Annotated in this window: 16 protein-coding genes and 1 pseudogene; 16 read left to right on the forward strand and 1 reads right to left on the reverse strand. The window is 41.5% G+C overall.

The window, feature by feature from the left end:
• Positions 1 to 73 precede the first annotated feature (73 nt).
• Entirely contained in the window at positions 74 to 427 is a 354-nt protein-coding gene (locus ME1_RS02975; protein ID WP_004863038.1) for a helix-turn-helix domain-containing protein, read from the reverse strand.
• 789 nt (positions 428 to 1,216) lie between these two features.
• On the opposite strand from ME1_RS02975, the gene ME1_RS02985 reads away from it, so the two are divergent.
• The 16 genes and pseudogenes from ME1_RS02985 to ME1_RS08090 all read left to right on the forward strand — a co-directional run.
• Positions 1,217 to 1,531 carry a hypothetical protein gene (locus ME1_RS02985; RefSeq protein ID WP_196792799.1) on the forward strand — a complete coding sequence of 105 codons (315 nt, stop codon included), beginning with the start codon at positions 1,217 to 1,219 and terminating at the stop codon, positions 1,529 to 1,531.
• 118 nt (positions 1,532 to 1,649) lie between these two features.
• Positions 1,650 to 2,975, forward strand: coding sequence for a PBSX family phage terminase large subunit (locus tag ME1_RS02990; protein ID WP_004863045.1), 1,326 nt, complete (start codon positions 1,650 to 1,652; stop codon positions 2,973 to 2,975).
• On the forward strand, positions 2,975 to 4,828 hold the full coding sequence (locus tag ME1_RS02995) for a portal protein (RefSeq protein ID WP_004863047.1): 1,854 nt from the start codon (positions 2,975 to 2,977) through the stop codon (positions 4,826 to 4,828). The genes ME1_RS02990 and ME1_RS02995 overlap by 1 nt, the downstream gene beginning before the upstream one ends.
• Before the next feature lie 94 nt (positions 4,829 to 4,922).
• A complete protein-coding gene (locus ME1_RS03000) occupies positions 4,923 to 5,768 on the forward strand; it encodes a hypothetical protein (RefSeq protein ID WP_004863049.1) in 846 nt (281 codons plus the stop codon).
• Between the two features lie 258 nt (positions 5,769 to 6,026).
• The gene (locus ME1_RS03005) at positions 6,027 to 7,145 is read left to right on the forward strand and encodes a N4-gp56 family major capsid protein (RefSeq protein WP_004863055.1); all 1,119 of its coding nucleotides are present in this window, start codon (positions 6,027 to 6,029) and stop codon (positions 7,143 to 7,145) included.
• A 124-nt stretch (positions 7,146 to 7,269) separates the two neighbouring features.
• Entirely contained in the window at positions 7,270 to 8,064 is a 795-nt protein-coding gene (locus ME1_RS03010; RefSeq protein ID WP_004863058.1) for a hypothetical protein, read from the forward strand.
• A 300-nt stretch (positions 8,065 to 8,364) separates the two neighbouring features.
• Positions 8,365 to 9,831 carry a hypothetical protein gene (locus ME1_RS03020; RefSeq protein ID WP_004863062.1) on the forward strand — a complete coding sequence of 489 codons (1,467 nt, stop codon included), beginning with the start codon at positions 8,365 to 8,367 and terminating at the stop codon, positions 9,829 to 9,831.
• 330 nt (positions 9,832 to 10,161) lie between these two features.
• Positions 10,162 to 10,620 (forward strand): hypothetical protein, encoded by a 459-nt coding sequence (locus tag ME1_RS03025; RefSeq protein WP_004863065.1) that lies wholly within the window; start codon positions 10,162 to 10,164, stop codon positions 10,618 to 10,620.
• Complete coding sequence (locus tag ME1_RS03030; protein ID WP_004863069.1) at positions 10,617 to 11,741, forward strand: tail fiber domain-containing protein; 1,125 nt, start codon at positions 10,617 to 10,619, stop codon at positions 11,739 to 11,741. The genes ME1_RS03025 and ME1_RS03030 overlap by 4 nt, the downstream gene beginning before the upstream one ends.
• On the forward strand, positions 11,738 to 12,487 hold the full coding sequence (locus ME1_RS03035) for a phage tail protein (RefSeq protein WP_004863071.1): 750 nt from the start codon (positions 11,738 to 11,740) through the stop codon (positions 12,485 to 12,487). The genes ME1_RS03030 and ME1_RS03035 overlap by 4 nt, the downstream gene beginning before the upstream one ends.
• Positions 12,488 to 12,740: 253 nt before the next feature.
• Positions 12,741 to 13,205, forward strand: coding sequence for a hypothetical protein (locus ME1_RS03040; protein ID WP_004863076.1), 465 nt, complete (start codon positions 12,741 to 12,743; stop codon positions 13,203 to 13,205).
• 653 nt (positions 13,206 to 13,858) lie between these two features.
• Entirely contained in the window at positions 13,859 to 14,302 is a 444-nt protein-coding gene (locus ME1_RS03045) for a hypothetical protein (protein WP_004863079.1), read from the forward strand.
• A gap of 1,450 nt (positions 14,303 to 15,752) precedes the next feature.
• Complete coding sequence (locus ME1_RS03050) at positions 15,753 to 16,526, forward strand: DUF4167 domain-containing protein (RefSeq protein WP_004863082.1); 774 nt, start codon at positions 15,753 to 15,755, stop codon at positions 16,524 to 16,526.
• A gap of 77 nt (positions 16,527 to 16,603) precedes the next feature.
• Positions 16,604 to 16,948 (forward strand): hypothetical protein, encoded by a 345-nt coding sequence (locus ME1_RS07935; protein ID WP_126603839.1) that lies wholly within the window; start codon positions 16,604 to 16,606, stop codon positions 16,946 to 16,948.
• Between the two features lie 106 nt (positions 16,949 to 17,054).
• Positions 17,055 to 17,300, forward strand: coding sequence for a hypothetical protein (locus ME1_RS03055; protein ID WP_035009105.1), 246 nt, complete (start codon positions 17,055 to 17,057; stop codon positions 17,298 to 17,300).
• 335 nt (positions 17,301 to 17,635) lie between these two features.
• Positions 17,636 to 19,644 (forward strand): annotated as a pseudogene (locus tag ME1_RS08090) (hypothetical protein); the annotation flags it as partial.

Genomic DNA, 19,644 nt, shown 5'->3' on the forward strand with positions numbered 1-19,644 from the left:
GGTGGTATCAGGCGGGCAAGGCTTTAGGCAGAGGGGAGATATTGGCAAATAATATTGATGAGTGCTCTTTTGCCTAATCAGAAATCAACCACAGAACTGCTTTTTGTTTTTTCGCTTTGAGCTCTCTAAAGTTTTTCACAAGAGCCTGTTCTTTTTCGCTGTAGGTTTCTTGATTATGGTGTGAGGTATTTTCTTTTGTAGCAATATCGGCATAAAAAAAGCTCATGGAAACTTCTAGTTTTTGAGCGATTTCTAGTAAACATCCTGCGCTTACACGATTGAAGCCTTTTTCGTATTTTTGGATTTGTTGGAAACTGACACTCAAATGGCTTCCTAATTCCTTTTGAGAAAGCCCCATTGAAATGCGTCTATGGCGGATTCTTTTACCTATCAACATATCGATAAAATGTGGATTTTTGGTTTGCACTTAAAGTCCCCCTCCGGTTGCGAGCGCCCTCGCATTGGTATTCCGGGAGGTTGAAAATACTGAGCTCAGTCAGCTTTTTGCTTTTAGCGCTGAGAAGCACCTGGACAGTGCAAAAACTCCCGGAATCCCGGGATACCCGCAAAGCGGGATAAATTCATGTACTGAGCGTTCGGGTCTTCAACTCCCTATTTGACCGTTGCGTGGACGATCAAAAACACAAGCCCGTCAATAGAGTAGTTTCAGGAGATTGGCAAGAAAAATTAAAATATTTCTTACTCTGTTATACCGTAAAATAGGGTTGTTTGAGGGGCGGTAATCTGATGTTAGTAGGGGAATTTACTGGGTAAGAGGTTGGACTATAGTTTAAAATCGGTGCGGGGTGGAAGCTTTATTTTGCAGAGGAACATTTGCTTTTTGAAGTCAAATTGTAGATCAGAGCTTACCTGGCGTGTTTTATGAAACACCATTCGTTGAAGTGTAGGATAGCCGTAGAAATAATCAGCAGAGGAATGATTATTGACAGACCAGTGTTGATAGAGCGGCGCGGGGTGGTGGTATGGGGGGCGTTTGGCTTTATTCTGTAATGGCGTAAAAGCGTAAAAACGTTGATCTGTAAAATAATGCGGAGGATTTGTGCTTTGTGCGTGTTTTTTATCTTTTAGGCTATGTCCCATTTTTTTAAATGGCTGATTGCTCTCGAAATTTCCTTGCTGATTTTCATGTCATTTTTTGTGCCTGAGGCTTGGATTTCTCTTTAATTGGGGTTTCTCTTTAATTGGAAGGAATATGATGATGGCAGAGGAACATTGTCTTCCCTTACGTCGAAGAGGGCGGAAAAAAGGGGCTTTGAATAAAACAACAAGGCGGTTCAATGAGGCTCTTCTTACAGCTGCTGAACAAGCCGGATATCACTATGGTGAGGATGGGCTGGTTTCTTATCTGCAATATCATGCTCTCAATAATCCTGTGCCTTTTTTTTCGCTTCTTGCAAAGGTTCTGCCTCTGCAAGTTACCGGAGAAGCTGGGGGCGAGGTTAAAGCCGTTTCACGTGTCGAAATTGTGCCGGTGGTTTCAAAAGGTGTGGTGCGTGAAGAAGATTCATAGTGCGCCTGTGTGAATGTTGTGTGAGGGTGTGGGGGACTTGGAGGGCAGATCCCTGAGGTTTATGCTATTTGGGGGCTGGATGTTTGAGGACGTGATGTCTGGGAGTTTTTGAGAATTCATGACAACTGCGCAAATTGCTCTCATTCCAAAGCTCTTGCCGGTTTTTGCTGGAAAAGCAGATGTGCGTGCTGCTTGGGGAGGACGGGGATCTGGAAAAACGCGTTCCTTTGCTCTCATGTCTGCTGTGATCGGATATCGGCATGGAAAGGCGGGGGAACGCGGTATTATTCTTTGTGCACGACAATTTCAAAATTCACTCAATGAAAGCTCGTTGGAGGAAATTAAACGGGCAATTGAAACATATCCTTTTCTCCAAGATTATTATGAAATCGGCGATAAATTTATTAAGTCAAAAGATGGACGTATCGTTTATGTGTTCGCTGGGCTTGATCGTAATATCGCGAGTATTAAATCCATGGGGAGGGTTTTTCTCTGCTGGGTTGATGAGGCAGAGCCCGTTACTGAAACGGCATGGCAAACTCTTATTCCAACACTGCGTGAAGAGGGAAAAGATTGGAATGCCGAATTATGGGTGACGTGGAACCCTTGCCGTGAAAATGCCCCCGTGGAAAAACGTTTCCGAAATGTCAATGATCCTAATATCAAAGGTGCTGAAATCAATTGGCGTGATAATCCTCAATTCCCTGAAAAACTCAATCGAGATAGAAAAGCCGATTTAGAACAACGACCCGAACAGTATAATCATATTTGGGAAGGTGATTATCTCCAAGCTGTTCAAGGTGCTTATTATCAAAAAGAACTTCTTGATGCTGAGCAGGAGGGGCGTATTACTACTGTTCCGCGTGATCCGCTGATGCAGGTTAAGATCTTTTGGGATATCGGAGGAACAGGGGCAAAGGCGGATGCTACCTCTTTATGGGTGGCGCAATTCGTGGGACGTGAAATCCGTGTGCTCGATTATTATGAAGCACAAGGACAGCCCCTTTCAGAGCATATTGGCTGGGTCTTTCAACGCGGATATGAAAAGGCTTTGATGGTCTTGCCCCATGATGGCGCTACAAAAGACCGTGTTTATAATGTTAGTTTTGAAAGTGCTCTCCAACAAGCCGGTTTTCAAACAAAAATTGTTCCTAATCAAGGGGTGGGGGCTGTCAAAATGCGTATCGAAGCGGTGCGACGCTTGTTTCCTGCCATATGGTTTAACCGTGAAACAACAAAAGCGGGGCGAAAAGCACTCGCTTGGTATCATGAAAAACGTGATGAGCAGCGCAATATCGGTTTGGGCGCTGAACATGATTGGGCTAGCCATGGCGCCGATAGTTTCGGACTCATGTGTGTGGCTTATGAACAACCACATAATCGACCGCAAAAAAATGCTTATCGCTCGTTTCACCATTCTCAAACTTCATGGATGGCTTTTTAATGAATATTTCTACCAATTCTTTTGATTCCTTAGAGACGCTTGAAGATCAGGCGCTCTTTAAAAAACTCGTTGGCTGGTATCATGATGATATTGCCCATGTGGAGCAATGGCGAAAAAATGCCCAAGAAGACTATGATTTTTATAATGGGCGCCAATGGAATGAACAAGATCTCGCCGTGTTGCGCGAACAAAACAGACCAGTTATGACTTTTAACCGTATTGCTCCTTTGGTCAATGCTGTCATTGGTGCAGAGCGCAATAATAAACGACAAGTGCAATTCATTCCACGACAAGAGGGCGCTGCTTTTGCCAACCAAATCCTTACCGGAGCAGCCGAATGGTTTCGTGATGAAGCCGATGGTGAATATGAGGATTCCGATGCTTTCCAAGATGCTATCATTTGCGGTATGGGATGGACAGATACACGGCTTGATTATGAGGAAGATCCCCAAGGAAAACCGGTCATTGCACGCTTAGATCCCATGAAAATGGTCTGGGATGCAAGTGCTGTGAAACCAAACCTTATTGATGCGCAACGCGTCTGGTATATTGATGAAAAACCTCTGCATGTCGCGAGGGAAATGTTTCCCAATGTCCATTGGAGTGATCTGAATGCCGATTGGGTGAAACAGCCTGCCTTTTTGCATCAAACAAACAGTGATGACAGGAAAAATTATGAAGGAGAGGGAGAGGATGGGATCAATTTTCAGAGCCCTAAAATGGTTACCTTGGCGGAATGCCGGTGGTTCGAACGTGAAGTCGTTTATAAAGTTCTTGATCCGCAAAGTGGTAAATATACCGATTATTCGGAACAAGATTTCCAAGTTTTGTGCAAAGATTTCCCTTCTCTTCAAGCAACAAGATTAACCAGAAAAATTGTCAAACGTGCTTTTTTAGGGAAAAAATTACTCGAAGCACCGGATAAGCCCTTGGTGCCACCTCATCAATTGGGGTGGGAATGTATTACCGGATATTTTGACAAGTTGAGCCGCCAATTTTATGGTATTGTAAAACCAACAAAAGATCCACAACGCTGGGCAAATAAATATTTTAGTCAAGTGATGCATTTGCTGAATAGCCAATCAAAAGGCGGGATTATGGCGGAACGAGACGCTTTCGATGATGATCGACAAGCTGTGGAAAGCTGGGCGCGAGCCGATAGTATTACGTGGTTGAAAAGTGGTGCGGTTTCGGGGGGGAGAATCCAACCAAAACCCGTGGCACAATTTCCGCAAGGCTTTTTTCAACTGTTTAATGAAGCAAAAAATGCCATTACACAAGTGACTGGTTTGTCCTCTGAATTTGTGGGAACACGCGCCGTCAACCAACCGGGGATTCTTGAAGAACAACGCAGACAATCATCACTTAATCTGTTGGCTTCCTTCTTTGATGGTTTGCGTCGATATCGGCAACGACAGGGAAAAATTATTCTCTATCTCATTCAAAATTATCTCTCCGATGGGCGCTTGGTGCGTATCGCTGGTGACGAAAATGCCCAATATGTACCCTTAACACGGGAAATGATCACCTGTTTGGAATATGATATTGTCGTCGATGATGCACCTACTAGCCTTAATGAAAAAGAGCGCACCTTTGCTCTTATTATGCAATTGCTGCCTTTGATGCAAAATTTCGCAACACCAGATATTATGCTCGATCTGTTGCGCTATTCACCTTTGCCTGCTTCGCTTATCCATAAAATTGCACTCAAAACGCAAAGGCAAAATGCTCTGCAGGAGGCGGCGCAAGATGCTGCTTTGCTGAGTGGGAATGCTGGAGAGGGGATAAGTGGAAATGCTGATGTAGAACGCATGGTCCAGACTCTTTTGCAAATGGCAAAGACCTCAGAATAGATACAAGTATAAAGGCAAGAATAAGCCGCTGTATTTGAAAAAAAACATCATTTTATTGCCCGAAAAATTATTATCCGAAAAGAAGGCTAACAGTATGGATCAAGAACACTTAACGCCCGCAGAACAAAACCAATTGAAACAGGATTTTCTTTCAGGAACTGAACAGGAAGAAAGTGGAATTGGGGGAGAAGAATATACCAAAACCCGTGTGGGGCAAGTTGAAGAGCGTCGTGAATATCAACAACAGCAGTCATTACAGCAAAATGGTGTGCAACCACAACAACCACAACAACTGCAGGGGGGGGTGCAAATAGCGCAAGAGGGGGATGCTCCTCCAGATCCGCAAAAAGATTTTATGGGCTATATGCAATGGTTGGGAAAAACACTGCATCAACAGGGCTTGTTGCATGCCAAACAAGCCACCATTCCTGAAGCAGAACAGTTACAGAATTTTTTCCAGCAATCTGTTGCCAGCGTGAAACAAAAATATCATGATTTTGATCAGGCGGCCGATTTTATTTATGAGACGCGGGCAAAACAATTGGCTGCTTTTGCTTCGCTCTATCCCGAAATGGCTGATCCAAAAGCTATTGATGAAGTGATTGGCAATGAGTTGAAGCAGATCTTGCGCGATTGTGCGCGAAAAAATCAAAACCCCGCTGAAATGCTCTACACTCTTGCGCAAAAAAATGGTTACACAAATGTTTCCAATCCTATGGGGGGGACAAACTATAGGGAGGGGATGAAGTACGGGGGGGAGAACTTACAGGAAAGGCAAAATTCTGCACGCACACTTGCGGCTTATAACGGTTTGACTCCAAGTGGTCCCATCTCTTTGGAGATGCTGGATAAAATGACAGAGGCAGAATTTAGTACTTGGGTTTCTGACCCCAAAAACAAAGCCGCTTTTAACCGTTTAATGGGTGGGGGAGACCTTTAAACAACCAAAGAGGGTTTCTCAGGTGCGTATGGGGGCTCTTGAAGCGGACTTTTGTGGGGGAATAAGCAAAGGGGGAATGAGGTTCTCTTTGAATGCGCAAGCCCATGGGGAGAAGATCTAGGGGGAGGGGACGTTACTAGGCAATATCATCATACAAAACATGCAACGAATGTACCACTCTCAACCGTGAGAAATGTGGAGTTTTAACAGCCGGCGCTTTGCCGGTTTTTTTATGTCGATAAACTTTTAGAGGACAAAATGACAGTAACTTATATCGGAATCAATGACCCAATGGCAGTACGCACATGGTCTAAATTATTAAACCAAGAAGTTTCAAAAGCAATTCCTATTGCACCATTGATTGGGAAAGATTCCAACAGTATCGTGCAATTAAAAGATGAAACCAATAAGGAAAGTGGTGATGCCATTAGCTTTGGCTTGCGCGTACAGTTGCTTGGTGATGGAGTGAGTGAAGGCCAAGCGCTGGAAGGTAATGAAGAAGCGCTTCAATTTCTCAATGACCGTTTGGCTATTAATGAACTTGTTCATGCTGTGCGTGTCAAAAATGAAGGAACTATTGATCAGCAACGTATTCTCCATGATTTGCGTACCGAAGCCAAAAATGGCTTGGTCGATTGGTATGCTGATCGGCTCAGTATGATGTTCTTCATTCAAGTGTGTGGCTATACCGCAAAATCCATTAACTTTGAAGGGCGCTCTATTGCTCTTAAACCTGTCCATTATGGGTTTAATGCGCCAACTGCACCAACCGATAAACGTATTGTGCGCCCCAATGGAAAAACAAAAGATGAAGACTTGAAAGAAAATGATGTCTTTGATCTCAAGTTGATCGATAAAGCGGTCGAACGCGCTAAACTGGCTAATCCCAAAATTAGACCAGTACGCATTGATGGAGAAAGTGTCTATGTGCTTTATCTGCACCCTACCCAAGTAACACAATTGCGTACCAATACAGATGCCGGGCAGTGGCTCGATATTACCAAGGCAATCTATAATGGAAGCCGGCTTAAAAATCCGCTCTATGATGGATCTCTTGGCATGTATAATGGCGTTGTCTTGCGTGAAGCCGAACATGTCACCGAAGGTGTTGAATCTGGTACGACAAACAAAGCTGTGCCAAATGTACGACGCGCTGTTCTCTTGGGAGCGCAAAGCGCTGTCATTGCTTTTGGTAAAGACCGTGGTGCTACACGCTATAAATTGGTTGAAGAGCTGTTTGATTATGAACGTGAGTTCGGTGTTGCAGCCAAAACCATTATAGGAATGAAAAAAACCTGTTACAATTTACCAGGAAGCGCCCAAGGGAAGCAGGATTTCGGTACTATCGTTATCCCAACCTATGGAGCACCCGCTTAAAAGCGTGGTCTTAAAGACTTTATTTGAAAATTTGCAAAGTATGCAAAATTTGCAAAATCTTCCCCCAACAAACTCTTTTGTTGGGGGGATACATGCTGCTCATCTCAAAGGATTATGATTGCTTATGACAGTTTTATCCACTGATGCCAATGATCTTCATCTCTCACCCTTGGACCATTCTCAAAGTTTTTTGCGCATGATTGCGCTTATTCAAGATGAAATTGATGATACAACGGCTGAATATTCTACGCAAATTCAAGATTCCATTTTGACTGCTTTGCGTTTGTGTGAACGAGAACCTTTCTTTTTTAATGAAAAAAGAACACTCACATTCAAAACGCAACGGGGTAAAACATGGTATGGACAGGAAGAGGGGATTTTTATTGAATCAGAAAGAGATGTCGAAGCCGTCCTGTTAGGAACCCATGAAACACCCCAAGAAAAAACCTTGGTAACACAATTGGTCTTTAAACCTAGAGAGGTATTGCAAAAACACTATGGGGCGCAGTTTCTACAATTGCCTGCACAGGAAATACCTCAAAGAATACCGCAAGAAACACCCCAAGGAGTACCACAGGGAAGACCCCAAGGAACATCCCAGGGAAGACCGCTTTTTTATACCTACCATGATCAAAAAATAGGGCTCTTTCCAACACCTATACAGGTGGAGACCGTACGCGTTTTTTACGCGCCTGCCCCCTTTGGGGAGGAATGCCTGCGTGAGGAAGATAATCCTTGGTTTACCCATGCCTTTGATCTTATTAAAGCACGGGCAAAATATGAGCTCTACAAAAATATCCTTAAAGATCCTGAATATGCTGCTGTGTCTTTCAGTGATTTTCAAGAACAGCTGCAAGCTTTGCGGTTTGAAACATCGCGACGCAAAGGGGCGGCAAATATTCTGCCAATGCGATTTTAAAAGAGCTCTTTTTTCTCCATTTTCCATTTGGGACAAGCGTTGGTGGGAGGGCGTTGGTGGGGGGCGTTGTTGGGGGGCGTTGTTGGGGGGCGTTGTTGGGGGGCGTTGAAAGGTGATAGTTGAGAATCTTGCTTCATGAATGAAGGTACTTTTCTCTGTTCTCTATAAGCTTGGGCCTTCTGCATTTTTTTAGAGTCTGCTTCCCGTTTGAGGGGCTCTTTTGCTTAAAACTAAATAAGCCTTTGCGGTTTGAAATATCAACCCCAAGGTTCTGCAAATATTCTTTTCATGAGATTTTAAATGGCTTTTTTTCCAATTGCTGATTATCGGCCTGATGTTGCGGATATCAATGGCATCTTTACGGATGAGCTGGTCAATGTGTTGCCGGCCGATGGTTCCTATATCCCTATGCCAAGCTTTCAACCTCTTTCAGAGCCTTGTCCTGATCGAATTTTAGGGGCTCTTGCTGTTAAAACAAAAAATGGGGTGTCTATTCTTGTTGGAACGGCACAAAAAATCTACCTGCTCAACAACACAACAATGCGCTGGCAAGATATGAGCCGAAAGGGAAAACCCTATTGTGCCAATGTTGACGCGCCTTGGTCTTTTGCTTTGTTTGGTGATTATGTCATTGCTGTCAATGCCAATGATAAACCACAAGTGATCGATATTAATCATGACAAAAAATTTAGAAATTTAGGAGGAAATCCACCACGAGCCGGAATCGTACGCGTGTGGGGGGATTTCGTTTGTCTGATGAAATTAACGGAATATCCAAGACGTGTGCATTGGTCGGGGTTGAATGATGCCGAATGTTGGACTGTTGGAAAAAAAAGCTGCGATTATCAAGATTTTCCCGATGGCGGATTCGTCCAAGGGGCTACAGAAACAACAAATCCCATCATCTTTATGCGTTCTGCAATCTATGCTGGTTCTTTTATCCCTGGTTCTAAAATTATCTTCAGTTTCCAAAAAATACACGATAAACGCGGCGCAAAAAATGCTGAATCGATTGTTTGTCGAGGGGATCTTGCTTTCTTTGCTGATGAGGGCGGTTTTTATCAGATGACCAATGAGGGACAGATTATACCCATTGGCTTCGAAAAAGTTGATCGAACTATGACGGCTAAATCAAGCAGTAATAATCTCTACACGCTTTCTGCCGCTATCGATGGGGTGTATAATCGCGTCTATTGGATGATCGATACCGATGATGATACTGTCCACAAACACATCTTGCTTATTTATGATTGGGGTTTGCAAAAATGGACCAAAGCCGCCGTAGACCTCAAAATGGTTTTGCCCATTTTCCTCGCTGGAACTACTTTGGAAGCACTGGATCGGATTTCACAAAATATTGATGATTTATCCTTTTCTCTCGACAGTAAAGCTTGGAAAAATGAAGCGCCTATTCTTGGGGCTTTTGATCATCAGGGCAGGCTTGGTTCGTTTTCTGGTTCCCCTATGGCGTGTGTGGTCACTTCACAAGAAATGGGGCAAACAAATGGGATGATTACACGCGTCAAAAATATTATGCCTCAGGTCAATAGCGCTGAGTTCTCTTTGTCTGTGGGTATGCGGTTGCGTCAATCACTGGAAGAGGAAACGGTTTGGTTGCCCGAAAAAAAACCTTCTCACAATACAGGGCAAATTCATTCTCGTGCAAGGGCGCGATTTTATCGCTTTAAATTGCGTATTCCAGAAGGGATGAATTGGTCCCATGTGACAGGATTCGATGTGGAATTGAAGCCTGCCGGCATGCGGTAACGCGTGCCTATGATAAAGGTGCAATGCGGTAACGCATGTCTGTAGTGAAAGAGGATGTGGTAAAGCATGCCTTCTAATAAAGGAATGTGTAGGAACGTATGCTCAAGAAGCATGTGTTGGCATCTGTCGTGAAAAAGCATACTTGTTGAGATGCCTCTTTAAAGAGAGAATATGAGGGCTGCACCGCAAACATTATATAATTGGCATTATATAATTGGCATTAGGCGATCTTCTTACTCCAAAATGACATGATAAGAACAGTGTGTGAGCCAAAAGGTTTCCTCGGTCATGGATCATTGGGGGCTCTTTTCAAGAAGGGGAGAAAAAATCATGACAGAGCAAAAGGATGGTCAAAATCTTTATTCTGCTCATTTCACAGAGCAATGGTCATGGGAAAAAATAGCGCCTCACAAAGAGGCACTCAATGCGGCTCTCAATAAATATGCTCAACGCTTTCCTGATGATGTCTGTTTGGCAACAATTGCTAAAGAATTGGCTACTGGGCAAGCACAATTGTGGCTTGTCTTAAAAAATAAAACTCAATTTAGTGCCTTTGCACTCACTAAAATTGAAAAAACCCAAAGGGGTAAAAAACGCGTCGTCCTTTCAGATCTTGCCGGAGAGGGAGGGCTGGAATTGGTTCCATTGATTGAAAAGATCGAACAGTGGGCGCTCTCAATCCATGCGGAGGAATTGCATCTGTTTGGAAGAACTGGATGGGCTAAAATGCTCGCTCGTCACGGATATTCTCGTGATCTTATTCATTATAGAAAGGTTCTCGTCCCATGAGAAAAAAAACAACACCTCAAGTGCAAACAACAACACAAACAAATGCACCACCCGCTTGGGCAGCAGATATCTTTAAAAAAGCCAGTGCGCAAGCGCTCGATCTTTATAATAAAGGCATAGGCAGCAATGTCTATCAAGGAGAGCGCACTGCTGGCTTGGGTGATATGACAAAAAATGCTCTTACCGGTTTAGAGGATGCTGCGCGTCAATATAACAATCCCGCTCTGACACAATGGTTTAATGCTCCAACGCAAAGCGCTACCAATCTCTTCAATATGGCAAAGGGAGACTGGATTGGAGGCAATAGTAAATTTAATGCTGCCTTGCAAAATGCTTTGAGCAAAACTTCTGATGCTATTAATCAATCGATGTCTGGAGCAGGGCGCTATGGCTCTGGGGCACATACCGGAGTGCTTGCCGATGAACTCGGTGCTTTGGCTACAAATGCTACTGCGCAACAGTATAATCAAGATGTCAATAATATGATGAATGCCAATCAGATGATTGATCGCTCTTTGCGGGACCAAGTGGATGCCGCTAACAGCTACTATCAAGGGCAAAGCAATGCACAAGCGAATGCTTTGAAGGGCGGAATGGTTCAAGATATGAACCGTCAAAATGCTTTGGATGCAGAACGGCAAAAATGGATCGAACAAGATAATCAAGGTTGGAACCGGTTGGCGCAATTGTTGGGTGTGGGGACGCAAGCCGCCGGAAATTACGGAACAAAATCAGGAAATTCAACAACTATGCCTTCCGTTACAAAAGATCCATTACGTGATGCTCAGCAAGTGCTGGGATTGGTGGGCGGAATCTTAGGGCTTTGTGATGTGAGAGCTAAAGAAAATATCACCCCCGTGGGTGAGAAAAATGGCTATCCGCTTTATCTCTTTAATTATAAAGGAAATCCGCAACGTTATCGGGGCGTTCTTGCCCAAGATGTACTGCGTTTGAACCCCGATGCTGTTTTTATCAATGCAAAGACAAAACTTCTGCATGTTGATTATGGTAAAATTGGCTTTCATATGGAGAAAATCACAACGCCTCAAAAGAAAATCGCTGCTTTCTTTTCTTGGCTTTTTGCTCGTCTTCGCTTTTTGCAAAAAGGATATGTTCTATGAGTTCGATTTATGATTGGTCATTGTTAGCATTGGAAAATGCTTCCGCCGATGAAGATATAAACTGGGCAGAAGGACAACCTCCAAGTTCGGTCAATGATAGTGCGCGCGCTATGATGCAACGTATCAAAGAATATCTCTTTGATAATGGGGGGGGAATTGAAACAGAATTTACCGTTGATGAGTATACCAAAAGAACCTCTCTTCGTTTGACCACGAAATCTCCTTTTGAGTCTTATATGAATGGGATTGTTGTGCGCTTTAAAGCACAAGGGGTCAATAAAGGAATCACAACTGTTGCCTTAAACAAATTACCTGTGCGACCCGTTTATAAGATAACCTCAGAGGGTATAGCCCCTTTAAAAGGGGGAGAGATCCAAAAGGGAGGGCTTTATGAGTTGGTCTATACCTGTGATGTTGCGGGAAAAAACGCCGATGGTTGGTTTTTAACAAATCCTACTATGAACTTTTCTAAAAATTTTCCGACAGGTTTTATTGGCTCTTTTGCTACGCAAAATATACCTGAAGGTTGGCTTTTATGTAATGGTAAAGAATATTCACGAGAGAAATATAAAAATCTCTTTGATGCACTTGAGAGGGGGATGATATGGGGAATGGGAGATGGGAAGACAACATTCAATGTCCCCGATTTGCAAGATTCCCCTAATTCCAGTCTGCACCCAAAACCGCCGAGAGTTAAGCTTCTTATGCCTCAAATTGCTGCAATTTATTATGCTGTGAAAACATGACAAACACACTCTATTTTGTATAGCTTTTTAAAAAAGCTCCAAGCGTTGTTTCATCAAATGCTTTAAGATACTGCGTGTGTTGCTGGAAAACCTTCCCCAGAAAATCTTTCATTGTTCTCTCTTTTATAATCAACAAGAAAGACTTTTAAAAATCTACCAATATGCCCTATGGCATAAAACCTGCCGGTATCAGTGCATCCAAATGCCCTGCTAGCATGCATCATTTATTCTGTAACCAATAGGAGGGCATATAATGGCACTCTTTCCTTTTTCTATCTCTGACATTGATGATCCTGAACATATTCGTGTGGTTCTTTATGCCAGTGGACGAATGGGGCATGCTCCTTTGAATGCATTGTTGAAACAAAACTGTCAAGACATTGAGCGCTTTGATAAAAAACAAAGCAAAAATATCACGCAACTGTCGCAGCGTATTGATTCTTTAGAACAACAATTGAAAACAGTGATGCAAGATCTTGAGAATCTCAACAAAAATACCAAACAAAGTGGTGAAAAGAATGACAGTGAGCATGAAGATCTCAAAATAGAGAGCGATGGATATATGGAAAGCCCTCATGTCAGTGCATCTGCAGGATTATCTTTAGATTTATCTGCCAATTTATCTGTAGCTTCACATGCCGGATTATCTGTAGGTTTTGCTGCTAAGCAGCCCATCGGGTCTGATTTTATAGTGTCTGGAAAGGATATTAAGTTTTAAAAATACGATTTTTTAAAAGAGTTTGCGCTTACTCGTGAGAAGGTTTTCGTTGGCAAGCTTCATAAGATTGCCTTAGTGTGTGTGTCATTGGTTATGGTTACGAGCGCATAAAGGGAACCTCTTTTGTGGAGGAGGAAAATGTCAATTATGCAGAAAGGGATGAACCAAAAGTAATGTGGAAATCCTTCGATAAAGAAATTTGGCACAATTTGAGAAAATGATTGAACAGATGCAGGACGGGGCTTTAATCAATAAACAGTTCGTCGCTTTTGTATCTTCTTACCATAATTTAGTAATCTCACGGTCATGCGAGGATAGAAGTCTTTTGCAATTTATATAGCGGGGCGTTGATCTTTATTCAAAGTGTATACCTTTTTATTCACAGGAGTCGTGACATATATTGTTCTTAAGGATAGTGATATAAGTCATATTTATACAGAGGAAAAAATACGGTTATTTCTGTTTTTTTTGCGTAAACCACTATAAAAGTATCAATTTATAAAGGAACATTTGAGGTAGGGATTGCTTGGTGAGAAAAAGTGTTTGATATAAAAAATTGATCGTTTGGTGCTAGAGTATGATTTTGTGCATTGATGCTTCTCTCACTTTTGCTGTAAAAAGCTTATTTTGAGACGCTAAAGGATACAGTCTTTATGGAAAAAAGAATCCGCGCGCGGCAAAACGCTTATTTCAAAAAATTATCTCGCAAGATCATGTTTGTTTGTCTGTTACTTTTTTGTGTTTTGGCGTTGTGTTTTGGCGTTGTTAAAATGATTGGTTCTTTTTCTTCTAAAAAACAATTAACACAACAAGCCCCTGTTGCATTAACTATTCCGGTCTTTGACCTGCGCGTCTATTGCAAGGAAATTTCTGCCTCAGTGATCCCTGATATGAAGAGGGAAATATATCAGCGTTGTCTTAACTTGGAAAGTGAAGCCTATTTTACTATTCGTGAAATGTGGGATGCACTTTCTGATACTGCAAAGAAACAATGTGTGAAAATAGTGCGGCCGGGGGATGGAAATTATTTTCTCTTACGGGATTGCCTTCTCAACGAAAAAGAGCGTGAAAAAAGTAAAGTGCGTAATCACTTTTAAGTTTTTACAAGAAAATTTAACATTCCACAAACTTTTGTAAAAAAATACAAAAGGTTAAGCTTCAAAGAAGAGCATATTTTGTAATGGTTATGCCGTTTTAAAAGAACGCTTTATGAAAAGAGCAGATATGACAATGAAAGCTTGATAAAAGATTCTTCTTACTTAAGAATTTGAAGATATTATCAAAGTTCACAAAAATAAAAAGACAAACACTGAGCGTTGTTTGTAGTCTTTATAGGTCTTGTCTGAGAGAGAAAACAAAGACAAAAATCATACTTTTACCATTGGTTTTCGCAAAGCAGAAAAATCATTGATTTTTTGTATGATGGAGTATGTACATGTTTAATATGAGAAATTTTATCAAGATAAACCATAAAAAAGACGTATTGTTATTGATAAATAAGACCATTCTAACATGCTTTGTGATGCGTGTTAGGTAACAAAGGTTTTTTGTATTTCTCTGTGATAAAATCCATCTTTTTTTAATCCTATGTTACCACTCCATGGCTTTCCGGTAGCTTTCCTTTGCAGCTACCGGAAATGGAGTTTTTAGAAAGATTTTTGGCATTAAGCTGTTTGGTTGTGAGCTAAGCGGATTATCTGATGCTTCCTGCTCAGGAGCTGTTGGAATTTTTGTCCTTAAAAGGAGCTCCTTTTCTAAAAAATGTGGTGGGGATGTGGTCGTTAGCCAAGACATCCTTTGAGTGTGTGATAATTTGAGTGTGTGATAATTTCCGTTGTCAGCAATGCTCTATATTTTACAACTTTTAAATAAAATGCTGTCGGGGTAATTGGCTCGCTTTGGCAAGAGACCGTTCTGCTGATAATCAAAAGATTTGCAGTGTGCTTTTTGTTAAACACTTTATAAAAAATGAGAGATTTGTGAAGAGAGAGTGGATATCGTTCACAAAGCTCTTGCTTTAATGCAAAAGAAAGACTATATTCAAGAAATAAATACGTTCATGCAATGACTCGTGGGGGTGTAAGTGCTTGTGAGTTAAGTGCGATGTGGGGCAGGGAATATCGGCGTTTTTAGAATCAATCGATCATTTTAGAGCGAAAAGAGAGCTTTTCTTTATTCTCTGATGGAATCTGTTTTTTTGCCAGGGGTATTATGTGCATGTTCTTGTTTTTTGTTTTTCCACAAGATGGTTATTTTTTTAATAAAATATGGTCTATTTGAAAAAAAATACTTGGCATTTTAGATGAACATCACTAGGTTTTTGCTGGTTAACAGAGAAATAGGGAATCTTAAGTTTACGACTTCCCTGCTGTTTTTGTGATATTTCAAAAAATATATGTTTTTATCAAATATCAGTAGGTATCATTTAAGTAAAATAAAACGCGGATGGTCTGATAACCGTATTGTAAACGTGACGAGCATTATCGGAAAATAATGCAATGAAGAAGAGTCAATTAAGACACACATACTCCAAAAAAAGGGATAAAGATGAGGCCACAACAGAATAGACGGGTACGCGGTCGTAATAATAACAATAATGGTAATAACAATAATAATAATAATCGTCGTGGGCCTAACCCGTTGTCTCGAAATTACGAAAGTAGCGGTCCAGATGTTAAGATTCGCGGAAATGCTCAGCAAATTGCCGACAAATACATAAGTCTCGCGCGCGATGCTCAGGGGGCGGGTGATCGTGTTATGTCAGAAAATTATCTCCAACATGCGGAGCATTACTTGCGTATTATTCTCGCAGCGGTTGGTCAAAACGCCCAATCTGCCAGACGTGATGAGAGCCGTGATGAGAGCCGTGATGAAAACAATGAGCAAGAATACGGTGAAATAAACACTGAAGGTGACAGAAAAGACACTGTCAGTTGCGATACGGACGTATCACAAACACAGGTGCAAGAAAATGGTCATGGTCAACATACTAAGACAAAAAATGGGCGTGCGCATGGAGAGTCCTTAGAGGCCCATGCTTTGCCAGATGAAGAAAGTGATCAAGCGCAATGTGCTGCTGAAGAAAGTGTTGAACCTGTCAAAAAAACACGTCGCTCTTCACGTCGACGTTCTGTGCGTGTTCAAGAAAAAGTTTCTCTCGAACTTCCTGGTTTTGAAATTTCAAAGGCAGCATCGGAAGCTTCGCAAAATGGTGATGCGTCGACAGAAAAAACGGTTTCTTTTCCTGTCTTGGGTGAAGAGATACAGAGAAAACCGCGCCGGCGTCGGGTAGCAGCATCTTCGGCAGAGGAAAATGTTTAAACCGAAGAACGCTATTTAAGCGTTTGTGAAAGGTCTTATTGCCTTAAGGTGTTCTGTCGTTCAAGACGGAATCTCTCTTGCACTTGCCGATTTTGAAACTTTGCTGGGAAGCGCTGGACAATTCTCAAAATGGTGATGCGTCGAAAGGAAAAGTTGCCTCTTTTCCTCTTTTAACGGAAGAAATACAGAGAAATCGTGTCGACATTTCAATGATGGCGTCTATGTATGGTATAACGGTAAAGCCATTGAGCACCACCATCTTGACATTTATCAAGGTGCAAGTTGGCCCCACCATACGCTGCCTTTTAATTCATAAAACCTATTTTTTTTCTTCCCAAAAACACTTTCCTGAGAAAAACAGCTGCAAATATTTGAATGATTATCTTATTGATCATTGTTTTCACAACAGCGCCTTCCTCTAAAAGCGACAATCTATCCTCAGAAGCCCCCTATCTTGCAAAGAGCTCCTCTCCTCTTCATAGGGAAATGAACCCTACTACCTCTTTATGAAGCCTATCCTCTCTCTAGATGCAACAAACAAATGCCATCAAGATATCAAGCGCTTATCAGAAAACAGGCAGTTATGGAAAACGGAGGAAACGTTGGTCTATTGAAAAGATCACCGATAGGAGAACAAGCGTGATGCGCTCTATTGCCCCTCAACACCTGAAAAGAGCAAAACCAGACAGACTTGAGAACCTTGTGATAAAGAACGCAACAACACCAGCAACAGTGCTGAAGATACTCTCTATCCCTCACTATCCCTCAATTTGATAAAATATCAAATTGCAAGAAAAGTTAAATACAATTTAAGTATTATGTCATGCCATGTTATCTGAAGATGCATTCTCATTATTACAAAAAAAGCCTTTTAAAGCTAACAAATTATAAACACGTATTTATAAAATTATAATATTTATTTAATATATTTTATACTTAATGTATTTTATGTATTAAATACCACTCTTATAATATAGTATTAATACTCAATTTGACAAATTAAAATAAATTCATTAATTGTAGTTAATATTTCAAATATCCATTGTTATTCTTCTACTAATTTATTTAAGCGGGGAAAACAGTGGGGGGCTATAAGTTAGGAAAGCATAATGTCTAAAAAAACCCTTTTATCCTGCACAGCTGTTGCAGCAATTGTGCTGTTTGGTACGCATCTCAACGTACAAGCAACTGAAACCCTCACAGCGGGTCGTGGAGAAGTAAAAACCCCAATTTCAGGAACAACCTATCAACAGCTTCACGCGCTAAATGGTGGAAAAATCTATGGCACGGATGTAACATTAGAGAAAAGAAGTGCCGCAAATGAATCTTCAATAGTAAGCAATGGCTCTGGCAGCATAATCGAATTAACAGGGAATAAAACAACCATTAAAGACACAGCTGAAATTCTCCCTACTTTGAAAGATATTCCCTTTATTTGGGCAAGTAATGGTGGAAAGATAAAAATAACCGATGGATCGATTCATAAAGAATCCAATAAAAAAGATGAGTTTGCTGAAATAGATTTAGTACGCGTAGATAACAATAGTACCCTTGAACTGAACAATGTTGATATAACTGTAACTGCATCTACACTCCGATCTCGTGACATAATGCGCGTAATAAACGTATCCTCTGATGCTACATTCAATATGAACGGCGGTTCCATTGAGGTTTGTAATGTGGCTACAATTATCACTGTAGAGGGCGATGAAGAAGGCGACGTAGGCGGTAATAATATTAACGTGAAAAACGTGCACATTTATGGAAATTCTGATAAAACTCATGGTAAAAGTGCTTATGGATTAGACGTCTTCTCTGCTAGAGTTACTCTAAAGAATACAACTATTGAAGGCATGAGCTCCGGTATAAACGTGGACGGAGAAAAATCTCAAGTAATAATGATAGGTGGCTCAATTAAAGATAGTGAAAAGGCAGTAAAGGCTTATGGCGGCTCTATTTCTCTTGAGTATGTTGAAATTAATGCTATTGATGATGGAATTTGGCTTTACGGCGGTGATCATTATGTCCAGATGACAGGAGGGAAAGTAACTGCAAACACTGCTTTTAGTGTGACAGCCCCATCTTCAATAATTAGTGCAACAGATGTTTTTGCAACAGCAAAAGAAATCGGTATAAATCTCGACTGTTTTTTCGGAGAAAACGTATTATGCAACAGCAGTGCCAATTTAACCAATACAAAGCTTTTTGTTGAAGATGGAATTGGTCTTAATATAAATCGGTCAGTTGGCTCTAAAATTAACCTCAATAACTCAGAAATCCACGCCGATGTTTTATTAAAAGGAATAATGCTCTCAGCAGTTTATAAAAAACCTAACATGTTTACATTGGCTGCGGATCACTCTCTTCTGGAAGGGAGAGCAGACGTTTCACGAGATGCAAAAACCGTTCTTGATCTTAAAAATGGTACAAAATGGTTCGTAAAAACCAGTACAAAAGAAAAAGATAGTGATGGCAATCCGCTTGATATTGTTCCAAGATCACGTTCCGATGTTTCTGTGCTTAATCTCAACAACAGCTCCATTGTTTTTCAAGGACCAGTAGAAGAACGTTATCATACCTTGCACATAGGATCTGGTAAACCTGAGACCACAGCGGTTTACAATGCCTCTGGTGATGCCAAGATTGGCTTTAACATGGCATGGAGTGATGGCAATGCAAGTGCTGATCAAAAAACCGACAGGCTGCTCATTCATGGTGATGTATCAGGCACAACAACAGTGTATGTCAAAAGCGACTTAGGAGATAAAAAAGGAACGAATACTGATCCCTCAAATACAGGAGGCATTTCCCTTATCCAAGTCTCTGGAAAAGCAGGAGAAGATTCCTTCAAATTAGAAAATGGCTATACCACATTAGGAGGGCTGCCTTATAAATACATACTCACCGCCTATGGTCCAACCTCAACCCATGGTAAAGCCGATATTGAACAAAGCCTGTTTGATGAACAAGATAAAAACTTCTGGGATTTCCGTTTGCATAAGGCATTTCTTGAATCTGGCTCCGGTGGCTCAGGTTCTGGTGGCTCAGGTTCTGGTGGCTCAGGTTCTGGTGGCTCAGGTTCTGGTGGCTCAGGTTCTGGTGGCTCAGGTTCTGGTGG

Origin of the sequence: Bartonella vinsonii subsp. arupensis OK-94-513 (assembly GCF_000278235.1) — a bacterium.
Lineage (GTDB): Bacteria > Pseudomonadota > Alphaproteobacteria > Rhizobiales > Rhizobiaceae > Bartonella > Bartonella arupensis.